At 64.3% G+C, this 18,412-nt stretch carries 16 protein-coding genes; 10 read left to right on the forward strand and 6 right to left on the reverse strand.

The window, feature by feature from the left end:
- Window positions 1–35: 35 nt before the first annotated feature.
- Entirely contained in the window at window positions 36–1,436 is a 1,401-nt protein-coding gene (fumC, locus tag P3T16_RS13585) for a class II fumarate hydratase (RefSeq protein ID WP_429342680.1), read from the forward strand.
- 77 nt (window positions 1,437–1,513) lie between these two features.
- Here fumC and P3T16_RS13590 read toward each other — a convergent pair whose 3' ends face one another.
- From P3T16_RS13590 to P3T16_RS13605, 4 genes are all read right to left on the reverse strand, one after another.
- Window positions 1,514–2,032: an acyl-CoA thioesterase gene (locus P3T16_RS13590; RefSeq protein ID WP_429342681.1), complete on the reverse strand. Its 519-nt coding sequence runs from the start codon at window positions 2,030–2,032 to the stop codon at window positions 1,514–1,516.
- A gap of 123 nt (window positions 2,033–2,155) precedes the next feature.
- Window positions 2,156–3,322 carry a GlxA family transcriptional regulator gene (locus P3T16_RS13595; protein ID WP_429342682.1) on the reverse strand — a complete coding sequence of 389 codons (1,167 nt, stop codon included), beginning with the start codon at window positions 3,320–3,322 and terminating at the stop codon, window positions 2,156–2,158.
- A 35-nt stretch (window positions 3,323–3,357) separates the two neighbouring features.
- On the reverse strand, window positions 3,358–4,611 hold the full coding sequence (locus P3T16_RS13600; protein ID WP_429342683.1) for an MFS transporter: 1,254 nt from the start codon (window positions 4,609–4,611) through the stop codon (window positions 3,358–3,360).
- A gap of 112 nt (window positions 4,612–4,723) precedes the next feature.
- Complete coding sequence (locus P3T16_RS13605) at window positions 4,724–4,870, reverse strand: hypothetical protein (protein ID WP_429342684.1); 147 nt, start codon at window positions 4,868–4,870, stop codon at window positions 4,724–4,726.
- Window positions 4,871–5,043: 173 nt separating this feature from the next.
- On the opposite strand from P3T16_RS13605, the gene P3T16_RS13610 reads away from it, so the two are divergent.
- Both P3T16_RS13610 and P3T16_RS13615 read left to right on the forward strand, forming a co-directional pair.
- Window positions 5,044–5,763 carry an ArsR/SmtB family transcription factor gene (locus P3T16_RS13610; RefSeq protein WP_429342685.1) on the forward strand — a complete coding sequence of 240 codons (720 nt, stop codon included), beginning with the start codon at window positions 5,044–5,046 and terminating at the stop codon, window positions 5,761–5,763.
- A gap of 160 nt (window positions 5,764–5,923) precedes the next feature.
- A complete protein-coding gene (locus P3T16_RS13615) occupies window positions 5,924–8,680 on the forward strand; it encodes a DUF6600 domain-containing protein (RefSeq protein ID WP_429342686.1) in 2,757 nt (918 codons plus the stop codon).
- 100 nt (window positions 8,681–8,780) lie between these two features.
- Here the strand turns inward: P3T16_RS13615 and P3T16_RS13620 are convergent, their stop codons facing one another.
- Window positions 8,781–9,752, reverse strand: coding sequence for a thymidylate synthase (locus P3T16_RS13620; RefSeq protein WP_429256852.1), 972 nt, complete (start codon window positions 9,750–9,752; stop codon window positions 8,781–8,783).
- A 169-nt stretch (window positions 9,753–9,921) separates the two neighbouring features.
- Complete coding sequence (locus P3T16_RS13625; protein ID WP_429256853.1) at window positions 9,922–11,316, reverse strand: sigma 54-interacting transcriptional regulator; 1,395 nt, start codon at window positions 11,314–11,316, stop codon at window positions 9,922–9,924.
- A gap of 538 nt (window positions 11,317–11,854) precedes the next feature.
- Here P3T16_RS13625 and P3T16_RS13630 point away from each other — a divergent pair.
- The 7 genes from P3T16_RS13630 to P3T16_RS13660 all read left to right on the forward strand — a co-directional run bounded on the left by P3T16_RS13630 (window position 11,855) and on the right by P3T16_RS13660 (window position 18,397).
- Window positions 11,855–12,334, forward strand: a complete 480-nt coding sequence (locus tag P3T16_RS13630) for a hypothetical protein (RefSeq protein ID WP_429342687.1) — start codon at window positions 11,855–11,857, stop codon at window positions 12,332–12,334.
- 72 nt (window positions 12,335–12,406) lie between these two features.
- On the forward strand, window positions 12,407–12,913 hold the full coding sequence (locus P3T16_RS13635; RefSeq protein WP_429342688.1) for a hypothetical protein: 507 nt from the start codon (window positions 12,407–12,409) through the stop codon (window positions 12,911–12,913).
- Complete coding sequence (locus P3T16_RS13640; protein WP_429342689.1) at window positions 12,910–13,554, forward strand: hypothetical protein; 645 nt, start codon at window positions 12,910–12,912, stop codon at window positions 13,552–13,554. The genes P3T16_RS13635 and P3T16_RS13640 overlap by 4 nt, the downstream gene beginning before the upstream one ends.
- A 28-nt stretch (window positions 13,555–13,582) precedes the next feature.
- The gene (locus P3T16_RS13645; RefSeq protein WP_429342690.1) at window positions 13,583–15,166 is read left to right on the forward strand and encodes a hypothetical protein; all 1,584 of its coding nucleotides are present in this window, start codon (window positions 13,583–13,585) and stop codon (window positions 15,164–15,166) included.
- Between the two features lie 67 nt (window positions 15,167–15,233).
- Window positions 15,234–15,956 carry a C39 family peptidase gene (locus tag P3T16_RS13650; protein WP_429342691.1) on the forward strand — a complete coding sequence of 241 codons (723 nt, stop codon included), beginning with the start codon at window positions 15,234–15,236 and terminating at the stop codon, window positions 15,954–15,956.
- Between the two features lie 7 nt (window positions 15,957–15,963).
- Window positions 15,964–16,797: a peptidase C39 gene (locus P3T16_RS13655; protein ID WP_429256859.1), complete on the forward strand. Its 834-nt coding sequence runs from the start codon at window positions 15,964–15,966 to the stop codon at window positions 16,795–16,797.
- A 118-nt stretch (window positions 16,798–16,915) separates the two neighbouring features.
- Window positions 16,916–18,397 carry a hypothetical protein gene (locus P3T16_RS13660; protein WP_429342692.1) on the forward strand — a complete coding sequence of 494 codons (1,482 nt, stop codon included), beginning with the start codon at window positions 16,916–16,918 and terminating at the stop codon, window positions 18,395–18,397.
- The last annotated feature ends 15 nt before the right edge of the window (window positions 18,398–18,412 follow it).

Consider the following 18,412-nt stretch of genomic DNA (forward strand, 5'->3'; position numbering starts at 1 on the left):
CGGCGCGATAGCACTTTCTCAAGTGGAGTTGAACCATGACCGAAGATGTACGAATGGAGCGTGACACGTTCGGCGAAATTGCCGTGCCGAATGCAAGGCTCTGGGGCGCGCAGACGCAGCGCTCGTTGCAGAACTTCAGGATCTCGACCGAAAAACAGTCGCCGGAACTGATCACGGCGCTGGCGCTCATCAAGCGCGCCGCGGCTGAGGTGAATCAGGGCCTCGGCGTCCTCGACGAAAAGAAGGCCAGCTCAATCATCCAGGCCGCCGACGAGATCATCGATGGCAAGCACCCCGACGAATTCCCGCTAGCCGTATGGCAGACCGGTTCCGGCACGCAAAGCAACATGAACCTCAACGAGGTGATCGCAAACCGCGCCAGCGAACTGCTCGGCGGCGAGCGCGGCGAAGCGCGCAAGGTGCATCCGAATGACGACGTGAACCGCGGGCAGTCATCGAACGACGTATTCCCGACGGCAATGCATATCGCAGCGGCCGTCGGCATCGTCAAGCATCTGCTGCCGGCTTTGAAGACGTTGCGCGATACGCTCGATACGAAGGCGAAGGCATTCACCGGCATCGTCAAGATTGGCCGCACACATTTGCAGGACGCCACGCCGCTCACGCTCGGCCAGGAGTTTTCGGGTTACGTCGCGCAGCTCGATCAGTGCGCAAAGCATGTCGAATCGGCGCTGCCGCATCTGTACGAACTCGCGCAGGGCGGCACGGCGGTCGGCACCGGGCTGAATGCGCATCCGCAGTTCGCGGACAAGGTCGCGGCCGCCATCGGCAAGCTCACCGGCTTGCCGTTCGTGTCCGCACCGAACAAGTTCGAGGTGATGGCAGCCGCCGACGCCCTCGTCTTCGCGCACGGCACGCTGAAAACGGTTGCAGCAAGCCTGATGAAGATCGCCAATGACGTCCGCTGGCTCGCGAGCGGCCCGCGTTGCGGTCTGGGCGAACTGTCGATTCCAGAGAACGAACCGGGTAGCTCGATCATGCCAGGCAAGGTCAACCCGACGCAGTCCGAAGCGCTCACGATGCTGGCCTGTCAGGTGTTCGGCAACGACGTCGCGGTGAATTTCGGCGGCGCGAGTGGCAATTTCGAACTCAATGTGTTCCGTCCGATGATTGCGCACAACGTGCTGCAATCCATTCGGCTGCTCGCCGACGGCGCGCACAGTTTCAACGACAACTGCGCCGTCGGCATCGAGCCGAACCGGGATCGCATTGACACGCTGTTGAACGAATCGCTGATGCTGGTCACTGCGCTGAATCCGCACATCGGCTACGACAAGGCCGCGCAGATCGCGAAGAAGGCGCATAAGGAAGGCGCGACACTGAAGGCCGCGGCGCTCGCGCTCGGCCACGTGACGGAGCAGCAGTTCGACGAATGGGTCAAGCCGGCCGAGATGGTCGGTACGGTCAAGGTCTGATGCCGGATCGCGGCTGGATGTGAAAAACGCTGCGTCGGCGTCAGCCGGCGCAGCGTTTCCTCACGCCGCCCGCAATCTCAAACCTCGCCTTTCACCACTTCTTCCGGCTTCAGCTCGACGATGGCATCGAGTGCTTCCTTGACGTCCATTGCGTATTTGGCGAGGCGCTTCTGCTCGTCGGTTTCCGGTACGAACGACGGCACCGCGACCGGGTGCCCGTTCTCGTTGACAGCGACCATCACGACGAGGCAGTCAGTCGTCTGCAACAGTTCGCCGCCCTTCGGGTCCCCCGCCTGCACGGACACATGAATGTGCATGCTGGTGCGTCCTGTCGCGACGACGCGTGCGCGCAGTTCAACCAGGTTACCGACCAGGATCGGACGGCGGAAGCGGATATTGCCGACGCTCACCGTCACACAGTAGCGACCCGACCAGACGGCCGCACAGGCGTAAGCGGTTTCGTCGATCCACTTCATCAGCGCACCGCCGTGAACCTTGCCGCCGAAGTTGACCGAGGTCGGCTCGGCGAGAAAGCGGAAGGTGGTTTCGGAACGGTCCATCGGGGCCGCAGGGGTGTGGGTCTTCACTCTACTCATCCTGGACTCCGTTCGGATTGAGATTATCGAAAGGAGCCGATTATACGAGTGCCAGAAACAGCGCGGTGTGAAGCCCGGTGGGGCCGGCTTGCCGGCGCGGGAAACCTGCACGCGTTAAACCCCTCACGAAGCCGACGCAAACCGCTCGCGATAATCGAGCGGTAACACGCCGAATCTCCTGAGGAATGCACGTCGCAGGTTCTGCTCGCTGCCGAAACCGCAGTCGAGCGCGATCCGCTTGAGCGGCGAGCGCGAAGCGGCAAGCGAGCGCGCAGCCGCCTCGAGCCGCATCGATGAAACGGTTTTGGCCGGCGTGCGCCCGACTTCGTCGACATAACGTCGTGCGAAAGTGCGCGGGCTCATCCGCGCCTGTCCGGCGAGCCGCTCAACCGACAGGTCGTCGCGCAGATTGACGGCCATCCAGCTGTGCAGCGCGTCGAATGGGCCGCCTGCCGAAGCCTGCGCCGCCAGCGCCGCGCTGAACTGCGACTGTCCGCCCGGCCTCTTCATGAAGACAACCAGCCGGCGCGCAGCCTGCATCGCGACCGCGTGTCCGACGTCCTCTTCGATCAGCGCCAGGGCGAGATCGATGCCCGCTGTTACGCCCGCCGAAGTCCACACCGCGCGCTCTTCCTTCAGGTCGCGCGCGTCACCCGCGCGGGAGCCGCCCAAACCACGCCCGTTACCTGCGTCGTGTGCATCGCGCCCATCAGGCGCCTGACGTAAATCGTCGGCTTCACGCCAGTCTCGCGCATCGCGAATAAAAATCGGATCAGCATCGACGCGCACATTCGGAAAATGCCGCGCGAGCAGATCAGCGTCGCGCCAGTGCGTCGTTGCACGGCGTCCGTCGAGGATACCCGCCGCCGCCAGATAGAACGCGCCGGTGCACACCGAGCACACGCGCCGCACATCCGGCGCGCGGCGCGCGATCCACGCAACGAGTTCGGACTGCAGCGCGATCCGCTCGTCGATCGGCACACCGGGAACGATGAGCGTATCGATGCGTTCATCGTCGAGCGTATCGAGCCGTTGCGTGACAACCGGCAAGCCCGGAAACGTCTGCAAAACACCGCCTTCGATCGAAGCCACGGTCACCCGATACGCCACCGGCTTCTCACCCGGACGATGGCCAGCGGATGAACCTGCAGCCTTGTGCCCCGCTTCAGCCAACGTCAACTCGGCGCGCCAGAATGCCTCCAGCGGACCGCACGCATCGAGCAGCACGAGATCCGGCGCGACCGCGATCACAACGTGACGGACAACAGGATTAGAAACAGAACCGGTCATGTGAGCAGGCAATCGTCCAGTCGAAACAGAAAGACTCAGGAAGCCACGGCAACGGCAACACGGGCGCGCGACCACGCGAAAGCGAGCGTCGCGAGCGCGGCCATGCCGAGCACCGGAAAAATAGCCGCGTTGACCAGCGTCCAGCCGAAGTGCGCGAGCAGTTGCCCGGCGAACAGCGAACCGAGCGCGGAAAACGCAAACGTCGTGAATTCGCTGGTGGCCTGCGTCTTCGCGCGTTCGGACGGCCGGTACGATTGCGACAGGAGTGTCGAGCCGCCAACGAACATGAAATTCCAGCCGACGCCGAGGCACGCCAGCGCCGCATAGAAGTGCGGCAGGTCGGTCGAGCGAAGTGCGAGCACGCCGCACAGCGCCGACAGCACGATTCCCGTGCCGATCACGCGCAGGACGCCGAAGCGCTGGATCAATCGCGCGGAAATGAACGACGGCGCGAACATGCCGACCAGATGCCACTGGATGATCTGCGCGCCTTCGCCGATCGTGTGTCCACAGGCGACGGCGGCGATGGGCGTCGCGGTCATCACGAACGTCATCACCGCATAGCCGAGCGCGTTGTTCGCGAGCGCGGCGAGGAAGATCGGTTGCCGGACGATGCGTCCGAGGGCTCGCGCGGGCTCGGCCGCCACAGCAGCGCTCGCGGCCGACGGCACGTGATCGCGATAGAACAGCGCGAGCAGCACGATCGACAGCAGCCCGAATGCCGTCACCATCACGTAGGAGCCGGCGAACGCCACCGGCGCGAGCCAGTCGCGGCTCCAGGCGGCAAGCGCCGGGCCGGCGACGGCGGCCACGACGCCGCCCGCCAGCACCGTCGAGATCGCGCGGCCTTTCGCTTCGACGCCGACCGCGTCGGCGGCGGCGAGCCGGTAGTACTGCGCGAACGCCTGGAATACGCCGACCGTCGCCGTGCCCGCGCAGAACGCCCAGAAACTGTGATGAAAGATCGCATACACGGAGATCGCGCCGCCCGCCGCACCGACACCCGCGCCAATCACAAAGCCCGCGCGTCGCCCGATGCGGGCCATCAGGAACGACGCGAAGATCGTCGTCAGCGCGGCAGCGACGGTGATCAGCGAAAACGGCAGCGTGGCGAGCGCCTTGTCGTCGGCGAGCGTGTATCCGACGAGCCCGGTCAATGTCAGATCGATGGAAACGGACGACGTGTAAAGCGCCTGACACACGGCCAGCACGCGTGCGGCGCGCCGGCCGCCGGCGTCAGGCAGAAGCGGATCGGGAACAGCGGAAGAAGGAGCACCAATGGACGACATCGACAGGCCTCACGCGGTAGAAGTGGCGATGTTCTGGATCGTCACACGTCCGCTCATGGCAGGAATGCCAATGATGCATCAATTCCCGCCAATGCTGCCGATGCGGCAGAGGTTATTTATGGAAAGTGACGCCTTCGTCGATGGTGCCGTACATCGTGATGCCGCTCGAACCTGACTGCGACGGGCCCGCGCCGCCCTGCGCGCAGCCGGCGCATAGCGCCATGGTCGCGAGCGCCGCAATGGCGAAGAAGAGTTTCATGACTGCCTTGCTGTACACCGGAAGGAGATTCCGATTCTAGCCTGGCGAGGATCACGCATCCGGAAGCATGACCGCACTCCATATTTCAGGTCGCGCTGAAACATGAATGCCGATGCCGCGCTAAAGTCATGTCATCGCGTGCCTTTCCGGCTGCCGCCCATATGGAGACACTCATGTCCAATCCGCTCCTCGACGATCGTGACCAGAGCCATTTTCCTGGCCTCAGCCGCCTCGGCGCGCTGCTCGCCGATCCCGGCCGCGCCGCGATGCTGTGGGCGTTGATGGATGGCAGTGCGCGGCCGGCCGGCGAACTCACGCTGATCGCGGGGCTCTCGCCGTCCGCCGCCAGTGCACATCTGGCGCGGCTGACTGACGGCGGTCTGCTCGCGCTCGAAGTCCGCGGCCGGCATCGGTACTTCCGGATCGCCACGCCGGAGATCGCCGCCACGATCGAAGCGCTCGCCAATGTCGCGCAGGCCGCCGCGCCGCAACGTCCGGTGCTGCGGCCCGCGCGCACGGTACCGGTCGACATGCGTTACGCACGCACCTGCTACGACCATATGGCCGGTGAACTGGCGGTGCGCGTGTTTGAAAGGATGGTCGGCGACGGCATGCTCACGCAACACGGCGACACGCTCGACGCGACGCCCGCCGGCGCGGCCCGCTTCGCCGGCTGGGGCATCGACGTCGGCGGCCAGCAGGCGCTGCGCCGACGCTTCGCCTGTACCTGCCTCGACTGGAGCGAGCGCAGGCCGCATCTGGGCGGTGCGCTCGGCGCGGCGCTGCTCGATGCGTGGAAGACACACGGCTGGGTTGAACGCACGGACCGGCCGCGCATCCTGCGAATCACGCCCGCTGGACGCCGTCATTTCGACAGTTTCCTGACGGAATGACCCGCGGGCTCCAGCTTTTTCCCGCGGCACGTCACAAACGACAATTTTTGTTACACGCATCCCCGGAGGGCTTACAAATGAGCGCGCCTTGATACAGGCACGGCAGGTAGAGTGATTTCACAGGATGCAGCCAGAGGGCCGCGTCTGACGGAGAGAAAACATGAAAACACTCACCACACACCTGCTTACGTTCCGTCGTCTCACGGGCTATGCCCTGATCGCTGCTGCTCCGTTTTCGCTTGCCGCCCAGACTGCGTTCGCGCAGGCTGCCCCGCCGTACGCGCCGCAGGCGGCAACAGGACAGAACGTCGACCCGCCGGGACGCGTCGCGCGCCTGAACTACACCTCAGGCGCGGTCACGACGGAACCCGCCGGCGCGACCGACTGGTCGTACGCGCAGATCAACCGTCCGCTGACGACCGGCGACCAGCTCTGGAACGACAAGGGCGCGCGCTCCGAAATGCACCTTGGTTCGACGGCGGTTCGCCTCGGTGAATCGACGAGCCTCGACGTCCTCAATCTCGACGACAACAATGCGCAGCTCAAGGTCGCGCAGGGCACGCTCTCGACGCGCGTGCGTTCGTTGCCGCCCGGCTCGACGTACGAAATCGACACACCGAATCTCGCACTCGGCGTGACAGCGGCGGGCGACTATCGCGTCGACGTCGCACCCGATGGCAGCAGCACGACCGTGACAGTGCGCAATGGCGCCGCGACGGTCTATGGCGACGGCGGACAGGTGCCCGTTCAGGCTGGCCAGCAGGTGACGTTCTCCGGCACGAACCTGCAGCAGGTTGCCGATAACGGCGCACCGGGCCCTGACGCTTTCGATCGATGGGCATTGAGACGCGACGCCGCTGAGGACCGCTCGGTCTCGGCGCGCTATGTGTCGCGCGACATCCCTGGCTACCAGGATCTCGATGCGAACGGCACGTGGCGCAACGACCCGCAATACGGCGAAATGTGGGTGCCGAATTCGGTGCCGACGGACTGGGCGCCGTATCACGACGGCCACTGGGTCTGGCAGGCGCCGTGGGGCTGGACATGGATCGACGACGCACCGTGGGGCTTCGCGCCGTATCACTACGGCCGCTGGGCTTACGTCGACAATTCATGGGCGTGGGCGCCGGGACCGGTTGTCGTCAGCGAGCCACCGGTGTATGCGCCGGCGCTCGTCGCGTTTGTGGGCGGCGGCGACAGCCACTTCAACTGGGGCGTGAATCTGGCGATCGGCGGCGCGGTGGCGGCGGGTTGCGCGTGGTTCCCGCTGGGACCGGGCGAGCCCTGGCATCCGCGTTGGGGGGGCTGGAGTCCGCACTATTACGATCGCGTCAACAACTCGGTGGTGGTGAACAACTACAACCGGGAAGTGAACGTGACGAACATCAACGTCCACAACACCTACATCAACTATCGCGCGCCAGGTGGCGTGACGGCCGTCCCGGCGACGGCATTCGTCCACGGTCAGCCAGTGGGACGCTTTGCGCAGAAGGTTGATCCGCGTCAGTGGAAAAACGTGCAGATCAATTCGGGCGGCCCCGGCATCGCGCCGGTGCGCGAGAGCTTCAACCCGGGAATGCGCAACGCGAACTACCGCCCGCCGTCGAACGTGTCGGAACGGCCGGTAATCGCAACGCGTAGTCCGGCGATGCCGGCGGCGTATCGCGACAACCTCGCGCAACATTTTGCGCAAAGCGGCGGCCGCGTGCCGAACGCGGGTAGTCCGGTCGTGCGCACTTCCGTGCCGGCGCATCTGGGTAACGGGCCGGGACGCGGTGAACCGGGTATGCCGCAGCAGAACGTGCGTATTGTGCAGTCACACGGGCCGGGCGCGATGCCGGGTCGTGAAGGTCAGGTTGCGCAGCGTCCGGGTGAGCCTGCTGCAAACGTGGGACGTCCGGTCGTTGAGGGCGCGCCTGGGATGCAAGGCGGGCCGCGGGGGCCAGGGCAGCCTGGTCAGTTAGAACAGCCGGGACGACCCGGTCAGCCTGGACAGTTAGAACAGGCGGGACGGCCCGGACAGCCTGGCCAGTTAGAACAGGCGGGACGGCCCGGTCAGCCCGGACAACCCGTTCAGGGGGCGCAACCACGGCCGGGCGCGCCCACGCAGATGGCTAACGAACATCCGCAGCCGGGTAATGGCGTGCCTCGTCCGCCACAGGTCTGGGGCAATGCTCCGAATGGCGGACAGCCGCATCCGGAACAAGGCGCCGCAGCCGGTCAGCCGCGCCACGAGCCAGCGTGGACGCAGCCGCACGTGCCGATGGCGCAGCAGTCCCATGGACAGCCGCAGCCTCAGCCGCAACAGTCTGGCGGCGCGATGCAGGGTCGTCCGGTACAGGCGGAACATGGCGCGCCGCCTGCACCGAACCGTCCGGAGAACGCGGCTGTCGCCCAGCAGCCGCGTCCGGAAATCCATCCGCAGCAGCCGCAGCAGCAACCGCAACAGCAGGCGCAACAGATGCCACGTCCGCAGCCTCAGCCGGCGCAACAGGCCCCGCGGGCGCCGGAAATGCACGCGCAGCCACAACCCCAGCCGCAGGCCCAGCTGCCGCGCCCGCAACCACAACCCCAGCCACAGGCCCAGTTGCCGCGCCCGCAACCACAACCCCAGCCACAGGCCCAGCTGCCGCGCCCGCAACCCCAGCCACAGGTCCAGCAGCCGCGCCCGCAGCCACAGCCGCAGGCCCAACAGCCGCGTCCGGAACCGCGTCCGCAGCCACAACCCCAGCCTCAGCCGCGCCAGGAATTTCATCCGCAGCAGGCGCAGCAGCCGCATCCCCAGCCGGCGCCACAACCCCAGCCGCAGCCGCGTCCGCCGCAGCAGGTCCAGCAACCGCAGCCGCATCCGCAGCCTCAGCCGCGCCCGGACCAGCACGCCACGAGCGGCGGACATGAGGAGCGTCACAAAGCTTAAAGTCTTTTCCGATCGCAATCAGACGCAAAAAAGCCCGCATCGCTGCGGGCTTTTTTTGACGCGACGCCAAACGAAGCGACATAAAAAAACGAAACGAAGCCTACACGGCCATCGGCGCAGTCAGCGGCTCGTGATGCCGGTAACCGACCAGCGAGAAATCCGACGGCTCGATTTTCTCGAGCCATTCCGGCTCGTAGACCCCGGTCTGCGCATAAGCCGGCACGCGGTCGGCAATCGCGAACGACGGGCTTTCGAACGGCTCGCGCGTCAGTTGCTGCTGCAGCATGTCGAGCTGGTTCTCGTAGATGTGTGCGTCGCCGATGAAATACGTGAACCAGCGCGGCGTGTAACCCGTCAGCCGGCCGACCAGATGTAGCAACGCCGCACCCTCGGTCAGATTGAACGGCGTGCCGAGACCGACATCGTTGCTGCGAATGTACAGACACAGCGAAATCTCGCGCTTCGCCGCGTTCGGCAGAAACTGGTACAGCAGGTGACACGCGGGCAGCGCGATTTCGTCGAGCACCGCCGGGTTCCAGGCGTGAAACAGAATGCGGCGGTCCGACGGATTGCGCATGATCGTGTCGAGACACTGCCGCAATTGATCGACCGCCTTGTAAAGCAGCACTTTCGGCGTGCCCGCTTCGTCGAACCGGGTAACGACGCTAAAGCCGCGCGAGGTCGCGTCGGCGATCTGCGCGGTGGCGCCCGCGTCCAGTACCTTGTAGGCCGGCCACTTGCGCCACTGCACGCCGTACACGTCGCCGAGGTCGTCCGGGCCTTCGCGATACGGGTTCGCGAGCCATTGCGGATTATCGTTGGCGTTCGCGTCCCAGACCTTGCAGCCGAGCGCGCGAAACTCCGCCGCGCTACGAGACGCGCGCAGGAATCCGACCAGTTCGCCCACGGCCGACTTGAACGCCAGTTTCTTCGTGGTGACAGCCGGGAAACCCTGCTGCAGATCGAAGCGCATCATCGCGCCGGGCATGCTGATCGTGCGGATGCCCGTGCGGTTTTCCTGCCACGTACCGGTGTCGAGGATCTGGCGGACGAGGTCGAGGTATTGTTTCATTCGGGTTCCTTCGGCCGGGCGCGGACGCACCCGTTTTTGGCGGAGAATCCCTGATTTTAGCAAGCGCGGCGGACTCCCGTCCGGCCGCGCCGCTTTGCCGTCGATCCAGCGACCACCGGAGCCAGCCGGCGAGTCCCTGGATGAAGTTGAAAGAAACGTCGAACGCGCTTCAGAGATGCGGAATAGTCACGGGCAGATCGGGATTCTGCGTGAGGGGTTCGCCATCGATATGCCGCATGCCGTGCGAGCACAGCAGACGGTACAGCGTCACACGCGAGATGCCGAGTTCCTGCGCCGCATCGCCGAGACGTCCGCGGTGTCGCAGCAGCGCGAGTTCGATCGCCTGCCGTTCGGCCGCTTCGCGTGCCTGCGCGAGCGACACCGGCACAATTTCCACGTAGTCCGCGAGTTCGAGATCGCGCGCCGTGATCGCGCGCCCTTCGGACATCACGATCGCGCGGCGCACCCGATTGATCAGTTCGCGCACATTGCCCGGCCAGCTGTAGTTATGCAGCGCCGCGATTGCATCCGGCGAAAAACCGCGCAGACGCCGGCTCGCATCCTTCCTGAAACGCTCGAGCATGTGGCGCGCGAGCAGTTCGATGTCCTTGCCGCGCGCACGCAGCGGCGGTTCGTCGATCTGCAGCACGCACAGACGGTGGTAGAGGTCGGCGCGGAAGCGTCCTTCGATCATCGCGGTATGCATGTCGACGTGCGTCGCCGAAATGATCCGCACATCGACGGACGTCGACGCATGGCCACCCAGCCGTTCGACCTTCCCTTCCTGCAGGAAGCGCAGCAGGCTCGCCTGGCTTTCCATCGGCAGATCGCCGATTTCATCGAGGAACAGCGTGCCGCCGTTGGCCGCTTCAACGCGGCCGATCTTGCGCTGGTTCGCACCGGTAAAGGCACCGCGCTCGTAGCCAAACAGTTCGGATTGCAGCAGATGCGGTGGAATCGCGCCGCAGTTGATCGGTACAAATGGCGCCGCGCGGCGGCCCGAGCGTTCGTGAATCGCAATCGCCGTCAGTTCCTTGCCCGTGCCCGATTCGCCGGAGATGAACACCGGCGCATCGGTCATCGAAACCTTGCGGATCGAGCGGAAGAGCGCCAGCATCGCGTCGCACGAGCCGACCATTTCGCCTTCAGTGCCGGCGGTCGAAGAATCGTTCGAGGCGGGCTCGCCCAGCGAGATCATTCCATAAGCGTGACCGACCGAATCGACAATGCGGTCGCCCGCATACGGGACCGTTACGTAATCGAAACAGTAGTCGCGCACGAGGCGGCGCAGTGCCGCGTCCTGCAACTGGCCGGGTGTGGTGGCGGCAACCCAGCCGACATTGGGCATCGTGAGGCACGACTCGAAGCCGACAATTTCATGCGGCTGAAAGCGGCTCGACAGATCGAGCAGGCCACCGGCTGCCGTACCAGCGCGCACTGCGCGACGAACGTCTCGAGCCGAATTGACTACTTCCACATGCCAGCCGCGCTGATGAAAGCGCGTGTTCAGGTCCGCGCTTGGATCGCGAGTCACGTAAATCAATTGCCGCGGTGCGGATTCCATTATTCAGATCCTCTCGTCAACGAACGTTAAGGATGACGGCACGTACCTGAACAGTTGTTTTCAGACACGCTGGTTCACGTCGGGATTTCGCGTTGGCAAAAACCGAACGGCCATTCCATTCCGTGCGGACAGCGGATCCCCGAAAAGCGGCGCGTGTGTTATGAGACGTCCGTGGTCCGGACTTTTTTAAAGTGTGTATCTGTTTTCGAGAGCTTACTATACGCGCGCCGCCCAGAAAACATTTATGCAAATTAAATCTCTTTTCCGCCACAGGCAAGGCTGGGCGGCCGATTCAGCTTGTCTGCAACCTGCTAATAAACCGTTTCCCTCACACGATTAAACGTTTCCACCCCGTTTCACTTCTCATCTCGACTTTCGGAAATCCCCGGCATTTTCTTCCGCCCGTTTCAGGTCTGAAACGTTTTCGCGCGTTTTCTTAATTCAGCCGTCACATCAATTAGAAGCTGTCCAGCCCTGTCAACGGATTGCGGCGGATGGCACACGTTTCGCTAAATGTCATGCATCAAGGAGACACACCATGCGACCTGTTTTCCGCATCGACATGAAGTTGACCACGCTGGGCGCCGCAGTCTGCGTCTCGCTGGCGTCGATGACGCTGCCGCTCGACGTCATCGCCCAGGTGGTTGCTCCCGCATCCGACAGCAGCACGACACCCGTTGCATCCGTGGCCCCCCTCAGTCCGACCGAAATCGCAGTGAACCCCTCGTCCGCCGCAGCGGACGCCCCGGCTGACGGCGGCGCTGTGACCGCGCAGGCGCTCACCATTCCCGCCGACACGCCCGACGTTGCCGCCTCGAACGATCTGATGCTCGACGACCAGATGCTGTCGCGGCAGCGCGGCGGCGCCGTCGGCATGGTGATGGTCGCGGCAACGCCGCAGATGCGCGGCGGTTCGGTGACGCTGTGGGATGAGATTGCACCGCCCACTCCACTGCCGGTTCCGGTGGATGCGGCCCGGGCAGCGCAAAGCAACGTGGCGAGCTACACGAGAAAGTAACGCGAATGTAACAACGGACGCGATCGCCGCTGCACTGCGCCGGCATTTCGGTTCGATATCGGGGACACAGACATGACCGCTCCAACCCAGACGACGCATGCCCGCAGCCTGCATGCGCCGCGCCTTGCAGCCCTGCTGCTCGGCGCGCTGGCCGCCGGCGCCGCGACGCTCGCGAACGCCCAGCAGGTCACGAATCCGGGCGACATCATCGTCGAACGCCAGATCACCCCGCGCATCGCCTACGACAACGTGCCGAAGAGCCAGGACCCGGTGCTGGTGCGGGCCACGACGTTCCCGGCCAACAGCTTCAATCCGATGATGGCGACGTTGGTGTCCGACGCAGACCTGACGTCCGCGCACGGCTCGACCGGACTCGCTGATGGCGGCGTCGGCGCAGCCGGCCTGCAGGCGGTCACGCGCATCCTCAGCGGCAACACGACCGGCAGTAACGTCGCGCTGAACAACGGCAACATCGGTACGCCGGCACCGGGCATCGGCGGCACGATTTCCTCATCGGTATCGGGCGCACTGGCACCGCTGTCGACCGCCCTCGGCGGGGCGCTGGGAGGCCTGAAATGAGCCCGCGCCGCATCAGCCGCCTGAGCCTGCGCGCATCGCTCGTCGCGTGCGCCCTGTCTGGCGCCGCGGCGTTCGGCGGCTTCCTCCCGGAGACCGCACACGCGCAGTCCGTTCCGCGCGTCACCGCCGATGCGACGATCGCGAACGGCGCAGCGACCGGCGTACACGGCGCGATCGCGATGAACGAAACGGCAGGCCTCGACAATGTCCAGGCCAATCAGTTGACGATCACGACGGGCGGCGCAGTGGCGAACGACAACGCCAGCGCCCAGAGCTCGACGGTAGCCGCGAAGGTCAAGGCCGCGCGCGCCTCGATCGAAGGCAACGCGTTTTCCAGTACCTCCGGAGCGGTGATGTTGAACCAGTCTGCGGGCGCAGGGAATCTCCAGCAAAACAGTGTGCAGCTCGGCACTGCGGCGCTCGGAGTCGAGACCGTCGCGGATGGGGTGCTATCCGCGGCGGCCGCGAAAAACGGTGGTTCGGGTCAATCCATCGGGGTTCAAAGCGTCAGGGAGGCCAACATTTCAGGGGAGGCCTTCAAGAACGTCAGCGGGATCGTCCAGATCAACCAGACTGCCGGAGCGGGTAATGCAACGGCAAACAGTTTTGTGCTCCGTCCCCCGGCGGGCACTCTTTTCTAAATAGCCACACTCGTATCGGAGCGAAAAAATGAAACGCACAATTATTGCAGCGGCGGTGTTTGCGGCAGCTACGGGTTCCGCCTTCGCATCGCCCTCGAACCCCTACCTGTTCAATGCCACGCTGATCGGCGAACAGGTCGGCATCGAGGGCTGGGTCACCCTGTTCGGTTGCGTGCACGTGTCCAGCACCGCCGGCGCCGTCGTGAACAACAACCAGAGCACCAGCGTCTACGCTTCGCTCGATCCGCAGGCACAGAGCTATATCAAGGGCGCTGTGACGACGACCTATAACAACCGTTCGACCAGCCTCGTCGGCACCGGCACGAACAGCACGTACAACAACAAGTCGTATCAGTCGAACGAAGACTCGTCGCGCATGTACACGACGACCACGACGAACGCAGCCAACTCGACCACGACGAAGAGTTCATCGAGCAACTACGCCTACGGCAACACGGCAAGCGTCGCGGAAGCCAGCCAGGCGCATAGCACGAGCGACTCCGGCTGGGCCAGCAACAGCGCCTCGGCAAGCGACAAGACGAAGACGCACAACGACGGTTATTCGGCGAACAGCGCGCACTCCAGCTACGCCAACGGCAACAAGTCGCAAGGCGCATCCGGCTCGGTAACGGTCGGCATCTCCACCTCCAGCGGCGGCAACGTCGACAACGGCTACGCGAGCGTGACGCTCTCGGGCTCGGAAGGCACGTCGGCCGGCTACAGCAAGGACCACAACGAAGGCAGCGCGACGACCGCCTCGCACGGCTACAACTCGCACGACACGTCGACCTCGTCGAAATCTGCCGATGCCAACCACGCAGCCTACGCCGACGCAACCGAAAGCTATGCCGCAACCGCAACGGACAGCGGCTCGGGCTTCAAACAGAAGAACTCGACGTCGACCTGGGCGCACAACGACTCAGACACGCATACGCACACAAGCGCGAGCTCGGAGTCGTTCAGCAAGTCGTCGGAAGCTTCGCACGCATGGGGCTATAGCGTGAACGACACGCTGACCAGCACGGACGTGAAGACGACCGGCCATGTCACGCAGGTCTATGACACGCGCGTCGCCGGCACGCTGACCGCCACGACGGGCACGGGCGCGGGCTCGGGTGTGTCGGGCAACCTCGGTATCAACATCGCAGAAGGCATCGACAACGCCCAGAGCAACGATACGTCGCTCGCTTCGGTCGACGTCGGCAACGTGTTCGGCAATGCGCAGATCTTCAACAAACAGTCGTCTTCCGGCCACGCGAAAATCAACAACTTCAACCTGAATGCCTCGATCGGCGATAACTCGCTGCAAGGCGTCTCGGGCAACGTGGGTGTGAACGTCGCGTCCGGTATCGGCAATGCGCAGAACAACAGCCTTGCTGGCGCGGTCACGACGACGTCGCCGGGCGCTGCGAAGACCACGGCGATGGTCGCCACGGAAGAAAACTCGCAAAACGCTTCGATGTCGGTAAAGGGTCAGTTCCAGGGTACGGCAATGCTGGGCGCAGGTGCGCTTGCCGGCGCAAGCGGCAACATCGGCGTGAACATCGCCGGTGGCGCGGGCAACCTGCAGCACAACGGTCTGGCGATCGCTGCGCTCAACAGCGGTCACTGATCGAACCACAGTGGGGAACGCGCCGGCCGCCACCGAAGCGGCCGGCGTGAATCAGCAGGAGACCAGCATGTCCGGGCTTGTCCCACCTCTCGTGTTGCGGCGCGCAGTCAGGTTCGCCGCTGCGCTGGCAAGTTGCACGATGTGTGCGGCAGGCCACGCACAGGCAGTCATCGATACGTCTACCCTGACGGGCGTTCCGCTCACCAAAACGGTTCGTTCGATGAAAGACATTCGTTACGGCCACATCGTCAGCCAGCAGTTCGATTACAGCTGCGGAGCAGCTGCGCTCGCCACCCTTCTCAAGTATGGCTACGGCATCGACATCCCCGAGACGGAACTCATCCGTCGCATGATGGTGTTTTCAACGCCCGAAGTCGTCGTGAAGAACGGTTTTTCGATGCTCGACATGAAGAAGTTCGTCGAGACGATCGGGCTGCGCGGCAGAGGGTATCGGGTCAATGTCGACGCGTTGTATCACCTGCAGATTCCCGTCATGGTTCTGATGAATATCGGAGGGTACGAGCATTTCGTGATCGTCAAGCACGCGCAGGACAGCCGCATCTTCATTGCGGATCCTGCCCTCGGCAATCGCATCGTGCTCGAAGAGGACTTCGCGCAGACCTGGAACGGTCTCGTGTTCGCCGTCCTCGGGAAACCATTTCTGGAGGATTCACCGCTGTTGCAGGACAACGAGTCGCTGGCGCTGAAGCTGCGCACCCATGCGCTGGCAAACGGGACGGCGGCGACTCCTTTTGTCGAATTTGGCTTGACCAAGGCAGACCTGTTCTGACCCGACCATGAAGCATACATTCACCCGGTTCGGCTTTGCGTTGTGCGCATCGGGTTGCGTCTTCGCGAGCGGGGCTTTTGCCGCCGACGGGATGGGCGCTTCGCCCGTTCCCGACTTTCTGTCGGCGCACGATGTTGCCCCTCAACAACTCAAGTGGCAAATGGTGGACGACGACGTCCTGGAACATCAGACCGGCAGGTACGCTGGCGCACCGATGATTTCCGGGTTCGTGCTGAGTATCCTTTCACAATGGCAGTTGCCTAATGGCGCAGCAGCGATCGCCCAGGGCGCTCTTACCGTCTCGAGGAATCTGACCAACGACATCAACGCCAGGGTGAGCACGATGACGAAAGTCATCGAACACAACGCGACCACCGCCGCCAGCAGCGATGCCAATCCGAACGCAACGACCAGCGGCGGACAGGGCGTCTCGGTAAACGGCGTGTCGCAGGTAACGCAGGTAGCAGGCGACCGTAACATCGGCGTGAACGCAGCAACGATCGATTTCAACAATAACGTGGCACAAGTGGCGAATCTGCCGGGCGGCACGAATTCGGCGACTTCGAGCGCATCGAACGCAACCGGCACCGTCAAGGCCGGGATCTCGTTCGGTACGGGCGGCGTCACCGTCGCGCTGCAGACCCCCGCCGGACTCGCGACGCAGACCATCGCGCCGGGTCCCGCACAGCAGGCCAGTTCAATCGCGCAGTTGCTGCAGATTGCCGGCAATAACCAGCAGGTCGCGAACCAGTTGCAGTTGCACCTTCAGACCCAGCAGATGACACCGGCGATGCAGCGGCAACTCGGCGTCCTGCAGGCACTGCAGAACTCAAGGAGATGATGCGGGCTGCCACCCGCCACAAGGGACCGTAGGAAAAAGAGACTCAGGCAGTACCAGCGGCTACGCGTTGCAACAAGGAGACCTGCAGCGTGCGGCTGTTTTCCCGGGGGAAAGAAGAATGAAGAACGATTCAGGGGCCAGGGCGCCCCGCAGCGCACTGGCGGCCATTCCGGCCGCCGTGCTGCTGCTCGCGCTCTCGCAGGGGGCGGGCGCGCAGGCGCTCGCGGGGCAGTCGGTAGAAGAGCGGCTCAATACACTGATGCGTGTCGTCGACGAACAGCAAAGACAGATTCACTCGCTGGAACGGCAGGTCACGAACCTCGAAATGGCGCAGCGCGGACGCGGTGCGCCGGGTTACGGCGGCCCGGCCGGTTCTGAAGCGGTGGCCGAACAGCCGGGCGCGGATGGCCTGCCCGTGCCGCTGCCGCCGCTCGCGCAGGTGACACCGGGCGCACCGGCGCCGGGCGGCTCCACGGGCACGGCGACCGGCGTACCCGTCAATCCGCCGGCACCCGACAGCGGCTCATCCGGCGTGCCGGCGGGTACGGGCACGACACCGGCCACGGCAGGCACCTCGGGACCCGCGGGCACCGCCGGCACGGATGGCACGATCGGCCAGACGCAGAAAGCGGCCGAGCCGGTGCGCACCCCGGCCGAAGAAGCTGTCATGCAGCGCGAACACGCGCCGCTCTTCGACCACAAGCTGACCCTCGACTGGGGCATCAGCGATACCTATTACGACCGTCGCCAGCTGCAGCTGTCCGGGTTCCTCGCGCTCGACGCGATTTTCCTCGGCAACATCAACCTCGGCCAGACGAAATCGCATCAGGTGATCGCCGACCTCGACACGCGCTACGGTCTCACCGACCGCATCAGCGTCGACGTCGACGTGCCGTACATCTACCGTCACAGCGACTTCATCGTCGGGGGCGCGGGTGGCGCGGCCAATACGCTGTCGGACGCGTCGGTCAACTCGAACGCGATCGGCGACGTCAATTTCGGGATCTACTACCAGTTCCTGAAGGAGACCAACAACTTCCCCGACGTGGTCGGCAGTCTGCGCGTGAAAGCGCCCACGGGCACGTCGCCGTTCGGCATCAAGGTCGTCCAGCTGACACCCGACAACACGAATCTCGTCGCGCCGAGCAAGCTGCCCACGGGCACGGGCTTCTGGAATATCACGGCGGGCATGTCAGTATTGAAAACCTACGACCCGGTCGTGCTGTTCGGCAGTGTGTCCTACACGTACAACATCGCCCGCTCGTTTGCGGATATCTCGTCGGTGTCCGGCCAGACCCAGCCCGCGACCGTCAAGCTCGGCGACATCGTCCAGTTCGGTGGCGGTGTCGCGCTCGCGTTCTCGGACAAGGATTCCGCAAGCATTTCCTACACGATGGCCATCGAGCCGTCATCGAAGACGAAGTCGCCGGGTTCGGACTACGTCAAGGTGCCGGGCAGCGAAACCACCGCGTCGGTATTGAATTTTGGCTTGAATCACGTAGTGAACAGGCATTTGACGATCAACGGCGCGGTGTCGGTGGGCCTCACGCCCGACGCGCCGAACTTTGTGGTCGGCGTGCGATTTCCCTACACTTTCTGACGTGCCACCGATACG

Source organism: Paraburkholderia sp. GAS42 (assembly GCF_050436565.1).
GTDB lineage: Bacteria > Pseudomonadota > Gammaproteobacteria > Burkholderiales > Burkholderiaceae > Paraburkholderia.